This is a genomic window from Natronorubrum halobium (assembly GCF_051351675.1).
GTDB lineage: Archaea > Halobacteriota > Halobacteria > Halobacteriales > Natrialbaceae > Natronorubrum.
The window spans coordinates 429,653-443,157 of record NZ_CP195595.1 but is presented as its reverse complement, the minus strand read 5'-3'; the positions used below and the strand labels follow the sequence as shown (position 1 = coordinate 443,157).

The following is a 13,505-nucleotide window of genomic DNA, read 5'->3' as shown; positions in this document are numbered from 1 at the left end:
CATGGCTGCAGAGACAGAGACAGATACGGACGTAGACGCGGACGGAGCATCGGAGAGCCTCACGCTGGTGCAGGCGGTTCGAGACGGCTTGCACACCGAGATGGAACGCGACGACGACGTCGTCGTCATAGGCGAGGACGTCGGGAAGAACGGCGGCGTCTTCCGCGCGACGGAGGGGCTGTACGACGAGTTCGGCGAGAATCGAGTCATCGACACCCCGCTCGCGGAGTCGGGGATCGTCGGGACGGCCATCGGCATGGCCGCCTACGGGATGCGCCCCGTTCCCGAGATGCAGTTCCTGGGATTCATCTACCCCGCGTTCGACCAGATCGTCTCCCACGCCGCGCGCTTGCGGACGCGCTCGCGCGGACGATACACGTGTCCGATGGTCATTCGAGCGCCCTACGGCGGCGGCATCCGTGCACCCGAACACCACTCCGAGTCGACGGAGGCGATGTTCGTCCACCAGCCCGGGCTCAAAGTCGTCATCCCCTCGACGCCCTACGACACCAAGGGCTTGCTCATCAGCGCGATTCGCGACCCGGATCCGGTACTCTTCCTCGAGCCGAAACTCATCTACCGGGCGTTCCGCGGAGACGTTCCCACGGACTCCTACGAGGTGCCGATCGGCGAGGCGGCCGTCCGCCGCGAGGGCAGCGACATCTCGGTCTACACGTGGGGTGCGATGACCCGACCGACGATCGAGGCCGCGGACAATCTCGAGGGCGAGATCGACGTCGAGGTCGTCGACCTGCGGACCGTCTCTCCGCTCGACGAGGAGACCATCGTCGAGTCGTTCAAGAAGACGGGCCGCGCCGCGGTCGTCCACGAGGCGCCCAAAACGGGCGGTCTCGGGGCCGAGATCACCGCGACCTTACAGGAGCAAGCCCTCCTGTATCAGGAGGCCCCGGTGGAGCGCATCACGGGCTTCGATACGCCGTTCCCGCTGTACGCGCTCGAGGATTACTACCTGCCCGAACCGGCACGAATCGAGGACGGTATTCGAGACGCGATGGGGTTCTGAGATGGTCAGAGAGTTCGAACTTCCGGACGTCGGCGAGGGGGTCGCAGAGGGCGAACTGGTCTCGTGGCTGGTCGAGGAGGGCGACGAGGTCTCCGAAGATCAGCCGGTCGCGGAGGTCGAGACCGACAAGGCACTCGTCGAGGTTCCCTCGCCGGTCAACGGGACGGTCCGCGAGTTACACGTCGAGGCGGGCGAGGTCGTCCCGGTCGGGACGGTGATCATCTCGTTCAACGTCGAGGGAGAGGAGGGCGAGGCGCCACGCGCCTCGGAAGCGAGCGGTGAAACCGCGAGCAAGAGCGAGACGACGACTGACGAGCAACAGGAGCGAGCGAGCGAACCCGAAGGCGTCGACTCACCGGACGAGACAGCCGAGGTCGAGGCCGAAGACGGCGAGCCCGCCGGCAGCCCCGGTGCGATCGGTGCCGAGGCGGACGAGGCCGCGACGCCGCAGGATCGCGTCTTCGCGCCCCCGCGCGTGAGACGGATGGCCCGCGAGGAAGGGATCGACCTCACGCGGATCCGGGGCAGCGGTCCCGGCGGCCGGATCACCGCGGCGGACGTGCAGGCCGCCGCTGGCGGCGGTCCCGCAGGCGACGGACAGGTGCAGACGCAGGAGTCCGTCGAAGCGACCGCGGACGAATCGACCGCGGCGGCGGACGACGACTCGAGCGACACCGAACCCGGCGACGGGACGGCAGCCGCGGCCTCGAGTCGGACCCAGTCCCAGACTCGACCGTCGAACGAGCCACCGGCGAACATCGAGTCCGCCGACCGCGACACGACCCTCGCTGCGCCCGCGACCCGACGGATCGCCCAGGAGGAGGGCATCGACATCGACGCCGTCCCGACGGACGAGGAACGCGAGGGCGAGGCGTTCGTGACGCCCGAGGCGGTTCGGGAGTACGCCGACGCCCAACGGCGGGCCCAGGAGGCCGATAGAGAAGCGATCGAGGCCGGCGAGTCCGTCGGTTCGAAGGGAACCGAGTTTGCCGAGGGCGAGCGCGAGCGCCGCGAACCGTTCACGGGCGTCCGCAAGACGATCGCGGACGCCATGGTCGAGTCGAAGTACAGCGCGCCCCACGTCACCCACCACGACGAGGTCGACGTGACGGAACTCGTCGAGGCCCGCGAGGAACTCAAACCCCGCGCCGAGGATCGCGGCATTCGGCTGACCTACATGCCGTTCGTCATGAAGGCCGTCGTGGCGGCGTTACAGGAGTACCCCGAAATGAACGCGGTCATCGACGAGGAGAACGAGGAGATCGTCTACCGCGACTACTACAACCTCGGCGTCGCCACGGCGACCGACGTCGGCCTGATGGTGCCGGTCGTCGACGACGCGGACCGGAAGGGACTCCTGCAGCTCTCCTCGGAGATGAACGAGGTCGTCCAGAAGGCCCGCGAACGCACGATCAGCCCCGACGAACTGCGCGGCTCGACGTTCACGATCACCAACGTCGGCGGGATCGGCGGCGAGTACGCCACCCCGATCATCAACTATCCGGAGGCGGGCATTCTCGCGCTCGGCGAGATCAAGCGCAAACCGCGCGTCGTCGTCGACGAGGAGACGGGCGAGGAGTCGGTCGAACCGCGCTCCGTGCTGACGCTGTCGCTGTCGTTCGATCACCGACTGATCGACGGCGCGATCGGCGCCCAGTTCACGAACACGGTGATGGAGTACCTCGAGAATCCACACCTACTACTGCTCGAGTAGCGTAGGGCATCCTACCAGCAACTACCACTATCCACTATGCACACCGCAACACCACACACGAGGGAGGGAACGAACTGATGGTCGTCGGAGACGTCACCACCGGGACGGACGTGCTGATTATCGGCGCCGGCCCCGCCGGCTACGTGGCCGCGATCCGGGCCGGCCAGCTCGATCTGGACGTCACGCTCGTCGAAAAGGAGGCCTACGGGGGCACCTGTCTGAACCACGGCTGTATTCCGTCGAAGGCCCTGATCACGGCGACCGACGTCGCCAACGACGCCGCCAACGCCGAGGAGATGGGGATTCACGCCGACCCCGCCGTCGACCTCTCCGGGATGGTCGCGTGGAAAGACGGCGTCGTCGACCAACTCACCAGCGGCGTCGAGAAACTCTGCAAGGCGAATCAGGTCAACTTGCTCGAGGGGACGGCGACGTTCACCGACGAGAACAGCGTTCGCATCTCTCACAGCGGCGAGGGACAGGGCTCCGAGAGCCTCGAGTTCGAACACGCGATCGTCGCGACCGGCTCTCGTCCCATCTCGATTCCGGACTTCTCGTTCGACGACGATCCGGTCCTGAACTCGCGACAGGCGCTCGCGCTGGACTCCATCCCCGACTCGATGGTCGTCGTGGGCGCGGGGTACATCGGAATGGAACTGGCCAGCGTCTTCGCCAAACTGGGGACCGACGTGACGGTGATCGAGATGCTCGACTCGATCCTGCCGGGCTACGACGACGACCTCAAACGACCCGTCAAACAGCGAGCGAACGATCTGGGTATCGACTTCGAGTTCGGCTACACCGCCTCGGAGTGGTACGAACCCGACGGGGGCATTCGCGTTATCGCCGAACCCGCCGAACGGACGGCCGCCGACGGCGGGAGCGAGGCGCACGCCGCCTCGGAAGGTTCGACCGGCGATTCCGAGACCGTCGAAGATGAACGCCTCGAACTCGACGTCGAGAAGGTGCTCGTGGCCGTCGGCCGCAGCCCCGTCTCCGACACGCTCGACCTCGAGGCGGCCGGCGTCGAGACCGACGAGCGCGGCTTCATCGAAACTGATTCGCGCGCACGCACGAACGTCGACCACATCTTCGCGGTCGGCGACGTCGCCGGCGAGCCGATGCTCGCCCACAAGGGCAGCATGGAGGGACAGGTCGCCGCCGAAGTGATCGCCGGCGAACCGTCCGCGATCGACTACCAGGCCATGCCGGCCGTCGTCTTCACGGACCCCGAGATCGCGACCGTCGGAATGACGGAATCGGAGGCCGAGGAGGCCGGCTTCGAGACGGTCGTCGGCCAGTTCCCGTTCCGGGCCAGCGGCCGCGCGTTGACCACCGGCGACTCGGACGGCTTCGTCAAGATCGTCGCCGAGGAAGACGAGGGGTACGTCCTCGGTGCGTCGATCGTTGGCCCCGAGGCCTCCGAACTGGTAGCCGAACTCGGGCTCGCGATCGAGTTGGGCGCGACCCTCGAGGATGTCGCCTCGACGGTCCACGCCCACCCGACGCTCTCGGAGTCGGTGATGGAGGCCGCCGAGAACGCCCTCGGCCACGCGATCCACACGCTGAATCGGTGACCTCGTACCCGGTCGGTCCGAACCTGTGGCCGTCCGTACGAAGAACTCGATAGGAGGTGCCCCTCGAAGCGGTCAGTTCCTGACCGCTCGCACTCGTGACGACGCTCAGCGAGACGCTGCACCATCGATCACTGCGTGGACGTCCACCCGTATCCGCTCGTCTCCGGCCCCATCCTCGTCCTTGGTGGACTGCTCGCCATCGTGGCCCCGCACCTGGGACTCGCACGGGACGCCGGGATGGTCGACTCCGATGATGCCGTTCCCGGGAGCAACTCCTGTCGACAGTGGGCGGACTGCCGTTGCTCGCGCTCGGCTTCTTTGTTGTCTGGATGGGCTTCGGACTCGGCCGTTACCCGCGATCTCGTCCGATACGTTGGAGTTCCCGGGAGTCGAAGAACGCGCACTCGACCTACAATTTGCGCGTCGCTACTCGACCGGCTCGGGTCGTCGGTGTCCACCTTCCGTTCACCTACACACGGTCTCAAAACCCGCACACCGACCGAGTACTTCCCGATCGATGGGAAGTACCGTTCACCCCTTCATTACCCGGTCCCAACTATCAGGTGTGACTATGACGCCCACCACATCTTCCGATATTCGACGTCGGACCGTCCTTTCGATCGCCGGAACGGGCGCACTCGGTGCGCTCGCCGGCTGTATGTCTGCGCTCTCAGGCGACGATACCGATAGTAACGATGACGAGGCCGACGAGACCGAAGCCGACGAACCGCTGACCGACTACGAGTACACCGAACCGCCCCAGGTCGTCGACCTCGCCGAACAGAATCACGAGTCGACGCTGCGAACCGTCTCCGCTCGACACCAGATCGTCACCGACGAGGCGAACGGTGGCCCGGTGGAACTACCCGAAGTGTGGGCCTGGCAGGCCGACGACCTCCCACCCAGCGTGCCGGGACCGATCTACCGCATGCAGGAAGGTGAGACGTTCGAACTCACGTTCGAAAACGATCACGACCGCCCACACACCGTCCACGTCCACGCGGTCGGCAAGTCGTGGAAGGACGACGGCGCGCCCGTTTCCACGCGAACGAAAGTCGACGCCGGCGATAGCAAGACGTACGTCCTCGAGGGCGATGTCCCCGGGACGCACTTCTATCACTGCCACTATCAGACGCACAACCACCTCGACATGGGGATGTACGGCATCATCCGCGTCGATCCCGAAGGATACGAGGCACCCGACCGCGAGTACTTCCTGACGCTCCGGGAGTGGGACAGCCGACTCCACGAACAGACGGCGGGCGGTGACGCCGAGTACGATATCAGCGACCGGACACCGAACTTCTACACGGTCAACGGTCGGAGCGCTCCGACGACGTTCCACCCAGAACTCGGCTCACCGCTCGTGCTTTCACGGGGCGAGACCGTTCGAGTGCACGTCGTTAACGCGGGCTACGAGACCCACGCGTTCCACACGCACGGCCACCGCTTCACGGTCGTCGAAGAAGAGGGGAGCCCGATCCCCGAGGCCGCCCAGTACGAGGAGGACGTCGTTCCGATCGCTCCTGCCGAACGACTCACCCTCGAGTTCGAAGCCGACTCCGACCCCGGAATCTACCCGGTCCACTGTCACAAGGTTGATCACGTCACCACCGACGGCCACTACCCAGGCGGGATGGCAACCGCTATCGTCTACGAGGAGGCCATGGACTCCGAGGAGTTCGCAGAAGTCATGGACGACGCCGGCTACGAGGGCTAATCGCTCCCGCTCTCGTTCTACGGCATTCACTGATTCTACTGGACGTACAGCGAGTACGCGATCACCACGAAGCCGGCCAGAACGAGCAGACTCTCGAGCAAAATACCCAACGCCAGTTGGACGTTGAGGAGTTCGTAGAGCATTCCCGCGAGGACGAGTCCGAGCGTCACGAGACCGAAGCCACAGGCGAGCATACCGAGTGCACGCTGTCGGGTCCGTCGATACGCTTTGAACGCGAAGTAGGTGATACCAGTTCCGACGACGAGGACGAGCGTCTTGACGACCGCGAGCGCGAGTGCGATTTCGGTCGCGCCGGTGTACGTACTCATGTCTCCTTTCGCACCTCCGACCACAGCTCGGCCAGCCGTTCGTCCGCCGTCCGGGCCGGTCGCTCTATCTGTACTGCGAGCGTCCGATCCTCGTCCAACCCGAGCGTGATCTCGTCGAACGCGACCGCGTACTTGCTCGCGTGGTGACCGTCCTGGCGAATCTCGGTCGATTCCTCGAGCAGCGTCGAGTCGGTCAACAGTTCGAGCTTTCGATACAGCGTCGACTGTGGGATCTCACACCGTTTCGTTAGCTCAGAAGCCGTCATGGGTTCCTCGAGATTCCGGATGATCTCTCGGCAGTCGGGGTCGTCGAGCGCGGAGCAGATCTCTTCCGCTGACGGCGTTGACTCCGAAGCGATCGGGTCCCGGACCATTCGTCTACCTCTTACGAGGCACGTGGTTTATCGGCATCGATGCATTCGCTCGCTCGCGTCTCTGTAACGTCCGAACGCGTTCGGTCCCCCGGTGACGAACGCTCGAATCACGACAGGTTCTTGCGCGTGCACGCTCGACTACGATTCACGCGGGTCTCATTCGGCCCGACCGCGCCTGCAAGGGTGGAATGACCGGCCGACCTCCGCCCGCGTGATATTCTATAGCCGATCAGTGTGAGCAGTTGGGTCTCGAGCGCCCGCTATTGTTAGTAGTGTACTCGAAGTGACTGTCTGGTGGAAAACCGTGCCATGGTAGCGGGTTCCGATGCTCGGATCGTTCGACGGCCTTATATAGCAACCCGGCATTCGATACTAATGCGAACGACGTGGCGCACGCCGCCACGTTCCCTCCGGCCGTGACCCGGCGCGGAGGCAGACACTCCATCCACTCTCGTACAGGTCGTCGGTTCGATCCGATGGCCTTATGCGTATCCGGGCGTTCCAAACGTGATGTGCTCGTGGCCGGCTTCGCCGGTCGCGACAATCCGTTGCCCTTATACGTGGCTGGGCGTTCAGATCGGATCGCAACCGACTCGCCGGATGCGGTTTCTGGCGACCTGCGATCCGACGCCCTTAAGTGTACGAGGGCACTCGGATGGATTGCAAAAGAATATGTGATCGACGGGGCGTTCAACTCGCTCCGCCATCTCGGATCAACAGGGTTCGAAGGGGTTATGTACCCCGGACGACCTAGGAATAGATCCGAAGGAAATGAGGATCCTACCCCTGCGGTCCGCCGTACAGATGGGATCTGATGTTAGCCTTGGTAGTTCGGTGACGCTCGACCGGTCGTCGGTCCGTGGTCACCGAACGTGGACCCATTTATGTGTGAGTGTGTACAAGAATACGACATTCACCGCCAAATGAACCCTCCCAACCAGACGGTTGGGAGTTAGATAGCATTCCGGTTGATCCTGCCGGAGGTCATTGCTATTGGAGTCCGATTTAGCCATGCTAGTTGCACGAGTTCAGACTCGTAGCAAATAGCTCAGTAACACGTGGCCAAACTACCCTATGGATCCAGATAACCTCGGGAAACTGAGGCTAATCTGGAATACCACTCGATGCCTGGAACTGGCTCGAGTGCGAAATGCCCCGGCGCCATAGGATGTGGCTGCGGCCGATTAGGTAGACGGTGGGGTAACGGCCCACCGTGCCGATAATCGGTACGGGTTGTGAGAGCAAGAGCCCGGAGACGGTATCTGAGACAAGATACCGGGCCCTACGGGGCGCAGCAGGCGCGAAACCTTTACACTGCACGCCAGTGCGATAAGGGGACTCCGAGTGCGAGGGCATATAGTCCTCGCTTTTCACTACCGTAAGGTGGTAGTGGAATAAGTGCTGGGCAAGACCGGTGCCAGCCGCCGCGGTAATACCGGCAGCACGAGTGATGACCGCTATTATTGGGCCTAAAGCGTCCGTAGCTGGCCAGTCAAGTCCATCGGGAAATCTGCGTGCCTAACGCGCAGGCGTCCGGTGGAAACTGATTGGCTTGGGACCGGAAGATCCAGAGGGTACGTCCGGGGTAGGAGTGAAATCCTGTAATCCTGGACGGACCGCCGGTGGCGAAAGCGCTCTGGAAAGACGGATCCGACGGTGAGGGACGAAAGCTCGGGTCACGAACCGGATTAGATACCCGGGTAGTCCGAGCTGTAAACGATGTCTGCTAGATGTGCCACAGGCTACGAGCCTGTGGTGTGTCGTAGGGAAGCCGAGAAGCAGACCGCCTGGGAAGTACGTCCGCAAGGATGAAACTTAAAGGAATTGGCGGGGGAGCACTACAACCGGAGGAGCCTGCGGTTTAATTGGACTCAACGCCGGACATCTCACCAGCATCGACAATGTGCAGTGACGGTCAGTGTGATGAGCTTACCTGAGCCATTGAGAGGAGGTGCATGGCCGCCGTCAGCTCGTACCGTGAGGCGTCCTGTTAAGTCAGGCAACGAGCGAGACCCGCACCCTTAATTGCCAGCAGCACCCTTGTGGTGGCTGGGTACATTAAGAGGACTGCCAGTGCCAAACTGGAGGAAGGAACGGGCAACGGTAGGTCAGTATGCCCCGAATGTGCTGGGCGACACGCGGGCTACAATGGCCACGACAGTGGGATGCAACCCCGAGAGGGGACGCTAATCTCCGAAACGTGGTCGTAGTTCGGATTGAGGGCTGAAACTCGCCCTCATGAAGCTGGATTCGGTAGTAATCGCGCCTCAGAAGGGCGCGGTGAATACGTCCCTGCTCCTTGCACACACCGCCCGTCAAAGCACCCGAGTGAGGTCCGGATGAGGCCTGGATTCCCAGGTCGAATCTGGGCTTCGCAAGGGGGCTTAAGTCGTAACAAGGTAGCCGTAGGGGAATCTGCGGCTGGATCACCTCCACAGACCGGGACCGGGGCGCCGCCCCGGCCCACCTTCGCGTGGCGCTACGCGCCACGCACTCCACGTTCGATCGACCCAACCGCTGGCCGATCGGGCACCTTAGAACTACCAAGGCTAACACTGTCGTCTCGTGTCCACATCTGTGGACGTGGGCCCATAGCTCAGTGGTAGAGTGCCTCCTTTGCAAGGAGGATGCCCAGGGTTCGAATCCCTGTGGGTCCATCACTCGGTGCGGATCGAATCGTGCCCCTTAAGTGGGGCAAACGATTCTGGTCTAATCCGAACGAAACCGATGCACCAGCCCGTGTAAACGGGGCTGGGAAGGGTCAATGCATGCCGCGTCTACGGCGTGCAGATGAGACCGTGTGTACGTGTAGTCCAGGCGTCCACTGGACCCGTTCCCGGGTCACTCGCGTTACACTTCCGTGTAACGTTATTCGTTGCGACTCTGTCGCAACGCCGATCCGATGAACGTGGCTACTGTGCCAGCTGGTGGATCGCTCGGCTTGAGAGCTGAAGAAGGACGTGCCAAGCTGCGATAAGCCTGAGGGAGCCGCACGGAGGCGAAGAACTCAGGATCTCCGAATGGGAATCCCCACCGCAATTGCTTCGCGCAATGGGGAACGTCGAGAATTGAAACATCTTAGTATCGACAGGAAAAGAAAACGAATGTGATGTCGTTAGTAATGGCGAATGAACGCGATACAGTCCAAACCGAAGCCTTCACGGGCAATGTGGTGTTCGGACTGACGATCACTCTCAGACCATCTGCAGGAAGTCTCTTGGAATAGAGCACGAGACAGGGTGACAGTCCCGTAGTGCAGATCAGTATGAGACGAGTCAGCTCCAGAGTAGCGGGGGTTGGATATCCCTCGTGAATACTGCAGGCATCGACTGCAAAGACTAAACACTCCTCAAGACCGATAGCGAACAAGTAGTGTGAACGAACGCTGAAAAGTACCCCCAGAAGGGAGGTGCAATAGGGCGTGAAATCAGTTGGCGATAGAGCGACGGGGCATACAAGGTCCGCTGTACAATGAACCAGATGCGAATCTGTAGTAAGCCACAGCGGAAGCCGATGTTCCGTCGTACGTTTTGAAAAACGAACCAGGGAGTGTGCCTGTTTGACGAGTCTAACCGGATTATCCGGGAAGGCGTAGGGAAACCGATATGACCGCAGTCTTTCGACGAGGGTCACCGTGTTCAAGCGCGGGGAGTCAAACGGGCACAACCCGAAACCGGACGATCTAGGCGTGGACAAGGTGAAGCGTGCCGAAAGGTGCGTGGAGGCCTGTTAGAGTTGGTGTCCTACAATACCCTCTCGTGATCTACGTCTAGGGGTGAAAGGCCCATCGAGTCCGGAAACAGCTGGTTCCAACCGAAACATGTCGAAGCATGACCTCTGCCGAGATAGTTTGTGGGGTAGAGCGACGGATTGGGGGATCGCACTCCGAGAGGAGTGTGCCCCCCTGTCCAACTCCGAACCTACAAACGTCGTTTGACGCAGGGAGTCCGGTGCGCGGGGTAAGCCTGTGTACCGTGAGGGAGACAACCCAGAGCTGGGTTAAGGTCCCCAAGTGTGGACTAAGTGCGATCGAAAGTGGTGCCGAGCCCTAGACAGCCGGGAGGTGAGCTTAGAAGCAGCTACCCTCTAAGAAAAGCGTAACAGCTTACCGGCCGAGGTTCGGCGCGCTTAAAATGATCGGGGCTCAAGTCCACCACCGAGACCTAGCGGCATCCGTTACAGGATGATCCCGTAGGTTGGCGTTCTGTTCGGGCGGAAGCATGGTCGAGAGATCATGTGGACCGTTCAGTAACGAAAATCCTGGTCATAGTAGCAGCGTTAGTCGGGTGAGAACCTCGACGGCCGAATGAGTAAGGGTTCCTCAGCAATGCTGATCAGCTGAGGGTTAGCCGGTCCTAAGTCAGCCCGTAAGTCGAAGCTGACAACAGGGAAGTAGGTTAATATTCCTACGCCAGTGTGCATCCAAAGCCGACGCTTTGGGGCCGCCTCTGCCGGGCTTTCGCCCGGTCGAACAGTCGAACTTCGTGGAAGCCGTAATGGCACGAAGCGAACGAATGGCTGGATAGCGAAAGAGAGGCCAACCTAGAGCCCGTGAAAAGGCGAGCACACAGTCCGTACCGAGATCCGACACAGGTACTCATGGCGGCGAAAGCCAAGGTCTGTCGGGAGCAACCGACGTTAGGGAATTCGGCAAGTTAGTCCCGTACGTTCGCAATAAGGGATGCCTGCCTCGCGAAGAGGCAGGTCGCAGTGACTCGGGCGCTCCGACTGTCTAGTAACAACATAGGTGACCGCAAATCCGCAAGGACTCGTACGGTCACTGAATCCTGCCCAGTGCGGGTATCTGAACACCCCTTACAAGGGGACGAAGGACCCGTTAACGGCGGGGGTAACTATGACCCTCTTAAGGTAGCGTAGTACCTTGCCGCTTTAGTAGCGGCTTGCATGAATGGATCAACGAGAGCGCCACTGTCCCAACGTTGGGCCCGGTGAACTGTACGTTCCAGTGCGGAGTCTGGAGACCCCCAAGGGGAAGCGAAGACCCTATAGAGCTTTACTGCAGGCTGTCACTGAGACGTGGTCGCCATTGTGCAGCATAGGTAGGAGGCGCTACACAGGTAGCCGCGCTAGCGGCTCACCGAGCCAGCATTGAAATACTACCCGATGGTGACTGCGACTCTCACTCCTGGCGGAGGACACTGGTAGCCGGGCAGTTTGACTGGGGCGGTACGCGCTTGAAAAGATATCGAGCGCGCCCCAAGATTTCCTCACTCGGGTCGGAGACCCGAGGAAGAGCGCAAGAGCAAAAGGAAGTCTGACAGTGTCGAACACAACGATCGACGCTGACGCGAAAGCGTGGTCTAGCGAACCAATTAGGCTGCTTGATGCGGCCAATTGCTGACAGAAAAGCTACCTTAGGGATAACAGAGTCGTCACCCGCAAGAGCACATATCGACCGGGTGGCTTGCTACCTCGATGTCGGTTCCCTCCATCCTGCCCGTGCAGAAGCGGGCAAGGGTGAGGTTGTTCGCCTATTAAAGGAGGTCGTGAGCTGGGTTTAGACCGTCGTGAGACAGGTCGGCTGCTATCTATTGGGGGTGTTACGGTATCTGACGAGAACGTTCGTATAGTACGAGAGGAACTACGAATGGGTGCCACTGGTGTACCGGTTGTTCGAAAGAGCACGTGCCGGGCAGCCACGCACCACGGGGTAAGAGCTGAACGCATCTAAGCTCGAAACCCACTTGAAAAAGAGATACCACTGAGGCCACTCGTAGAAGACGAGTTCGATAGACTCGGGGTGTACGCGCCAAGGCAACGAGGCGTTGAGCCCGCGAGCACTAATCGGCCAAGCCACATAGTCATACATTACATCGCATTGGATCCGTGACGCGGCGAGCGGGTCCGGACGCAAACTGGACTACACATACACACGGTCAGTAACCACCGATTACGGTTTCTTGGACGGATGTCCAAGGCGCGGGAGACTCCACGGAGTCTCCCGGTGTTACAACGGTTCGAGTCCGTTGATCGGCGTTACGGCGGCCAGAGCGGTGAGGTTCCTCCCGTACCCATCCCGAACACGGAAGATAAGCTCACCTGCGTATCGGCGAGTACTGGAGTGCGCGAGCCTCTGGGAAATCCGATTCGCCGCCTTCACTCATACTCGGTGATCCCTCACGGGATCACCACGCACATCACCCACGGAGCCACAGCGCTGGCTCTGTGGGTTTTTTGCGTATGGACGGTACAGTCGCTCAGCAACGATTGTGCCGTACCGCTATGCTTAAACGAACGCAGTGACAACAGCAAGACGCGCCAAGGTGGCAGAGTCCGGCCGAACGCAGCGGCCTGCAGAGCCGCCCACCGCCGGTTCAAATCCGGCCCTTGGCTTTTGCGAGTAACACTTCGTCGCGAGCAACCGCTGAATCGTCCGGTTTGAACCCAGAGAACGAGTGAAGTGGATTCTCGTGGTTCAAATCCGGCCCGTCAGCTTTCCGATCGCTGTCACCGACAGCCCCATGGGTCGAGGAGTGTCTCTGATCACAATTTCAGTCGCTCGGTTGTCCGTCTACGGCCTCTCTACTTCGATTTCCGTCGGCTCCATCGCTATCGACTCGTGTCTCGTTCGTCGACAGAAAGCAGGGCGAGCGCGATTTAAATCGCATCGAGACGTTCCGGGTCGCTCATTCCATTCGCTTTCCCGGCTATGACTCGTCTACGTCAAATCCCGATAACCGCTTTGCTCCTCGCGAAGTGTTCCTCGCAGAAACGGATCGGGCGCGATTATGAACACACGGTCGATC

Annotated in this window: 6 protein-coding genes, 2 tRNA genes and 3 rRNA genes; 9 read left to right on the top strand and 2 right to left on the bottom strand. The window is 61.4% G+C overall.

Annotation, left to right across the window (positions count from 1 at the left end):
- Window position 1 precedes the first annotated feature (1 nt).
- From ACSFC7_RS02155 to ACSFC7_RS02140, 4 genes are all read left to right on the top strand, one after another.
- Complete coding sequence (locus tag ACSFC7_RS02155) at window positions 2–1,024, top strand: alpha-ketoacid dehydrogenase subunit beta (protein WP_436346123.1); 1,023 nt, start codon at window positions 2–4, stop codon at window positions 1,022–1,024.
- A gap of 1 nt (window position 1,025) precedes the next feature.
- Window positions 1,026–2,738 (top strand): 2-oxo acid dehydrogenase subunit E2, encoded by a 1,713-nt coding sequence (locus ACSFC7_RS02150; protein WP_436346122.1) that lies wholly within the window; start codon window positions 1,026–1,028, stop codon window positions 2,736–2,738.
- Between the two features lie 77 nt (window positions 2,739–2,815).
- A complete protein-coding gene (locus ACSFC7_RS02145) occupies window positions 2,816–4,315 on the top strand; it encodes a dihydrolipoyl dehydrogenase family protein (RefSeq protein ID WP_436346121.1) in 1,500 nt (499 codons plus the stop codon).
- 571 nt (window positions 4,316–4,886) lie between these two features.
- Window positions 4,887–6,035 (top strand): multicopper oxidase domain-containing protein, encoded by a 1,149-nt coding sequence (locus ACSFC7_RS02140; RefSeq protein ID WP_436346120.1) that lies wholly within the window; start codon window positions 4,887–4,889, stop codon window positions 6,033–6,035.
- Window positions 6,036–6,070: 35 nt separating this feature from the next.
- Here the strand turns inward: ACSFC7_RS02140 and ACSFC7_RS02135 are convergent, their stop codons facing one another.
- On the bottom strand, window positions 6,071–6,364 hold the full coding sequence (locus ACSFC7_RS02135) for a DUF7521 family protein (RefSeq protein WP_436346119.1): 294 nt from the start codon (window positions 6,362–6,364) through the stop codon (window positions 6,071–6,073).
- Window positions 6,361–6,738 (bottom strand): helix-turn-helix domain-containing protein, encoded by a 378-nt coding sequence (locus tag ACSFC7_RS02130; RefSeq protein ID WP_436346118.1) that lies wholly within the window; start codon window positions 6,736–6,738, stop codon window positions 6,361–6,363. Before ACSFC7_RS02130 ends, ACSFC7_RS02135 begins: the two co-directional genes overlap by 4 nt.
- 961 nt (window positions 6,739–7,699) lie before the next feature.
- Between ACSFC7_RS02130 and ACSFC7_RS02125 the strand changes: the two genes are divergently transcribed.
- The 5 genes from ACSFC7_RS02125 to ACSFC7_RS02105 all read left to right on the top strand — a co-directional run bounded on the left by ACSFC7_RS02125 (window position 7,700) and on the right by ACSFC7_RS02105 (window position 13,092).
- Window positions 7,700–9,173, top strand: a 16S ribosomal RNA gene (locus tag ACSFC7_RS02125).
- A 150-nt stretch (window positions 9,174–9,323) separates the two neighbouring features.
- Window positions 9,324–9,395 (top strand) — tRNA-Ala (locus ACSFC7_RS02120).
- 246 nt (window positions 9,396–9,641) lie between these two features.
- Window positions 9,642–12,561: ribosomal RNA gene (locus tag ACSFC7_RS02115) — 23S ribosomal RNA — on the top strand.
- A 175-nt stretch (window positions 12,562–12,736) separates the two neighbouring features.
- Window positions 12,737–12,858 (top strand): 5S ribosomal RNA (gene rrf, locus ACSFC7_RS02110).
- Together the 16S, 23S and 5S rRNA genes with 2 tRNA genes alongside form the textbook arrangement of a ribosomal RNA operon.
- A gap of 158 nt (window positions 12,859–13,016) precedes the next feature.
- Window positions 13,017–13,092, top strand: a tRNA-Cys gene (locus ACSFC7_RS02105).
- Window positions 13,093–13,505: the final 413 nt, after the last annotated feature.

What these genes read in the sequence shown, in the direction of transcription:
- ACSFC7_RS02155 (WP_436346123.1), top strand. Translation starts at nt 2, where the DNA reads ATGGCTGCAGAGACAGAGACAGATACGGACGTAGACGCGGACGGAGCA.
- ACSFC7_RS02150 (WP_436346122.1), top strand. Translation starts at nt 1,026, where the DNA reads ATGGTCAGAGAGTTCGAACTTCCGGACGTCGGCGAGGGGGTCGCAGAG.
- ACSFC7_RS02145 (WP_436346121.1), top strand. Translation starts at nt 2,816, where the DNA reads ATGGTCGTCGGAGACGTCACCACCGGGACGGACGTGCTGATTATCGGC.
- ACSFC7_RS02140 (WP_436346120.1), top strand. Translation starts at nt 4,887, where the DNA reads ATGACGCCCACCACATCTTCCGATATTCGACGTCGGACCGTCCTTTCG.
- ACSFC7_RS02135 (WP_436346119.1), bottom strand. Translation starts at nt 6,364, where the DNA reads ATGAGTACGTACACCGGCGCGACCGAAATCGCACTCGCGCTCGCGGTC.
- ACSFC7_RS02130 (WP_436346118.1), bottom strand. Translation starts at nt 6,738, where the DNA reads ATGGTCCGGGACCCGATCGCTTCGGAGTCAACGCCGTCAGCGGAAGAG.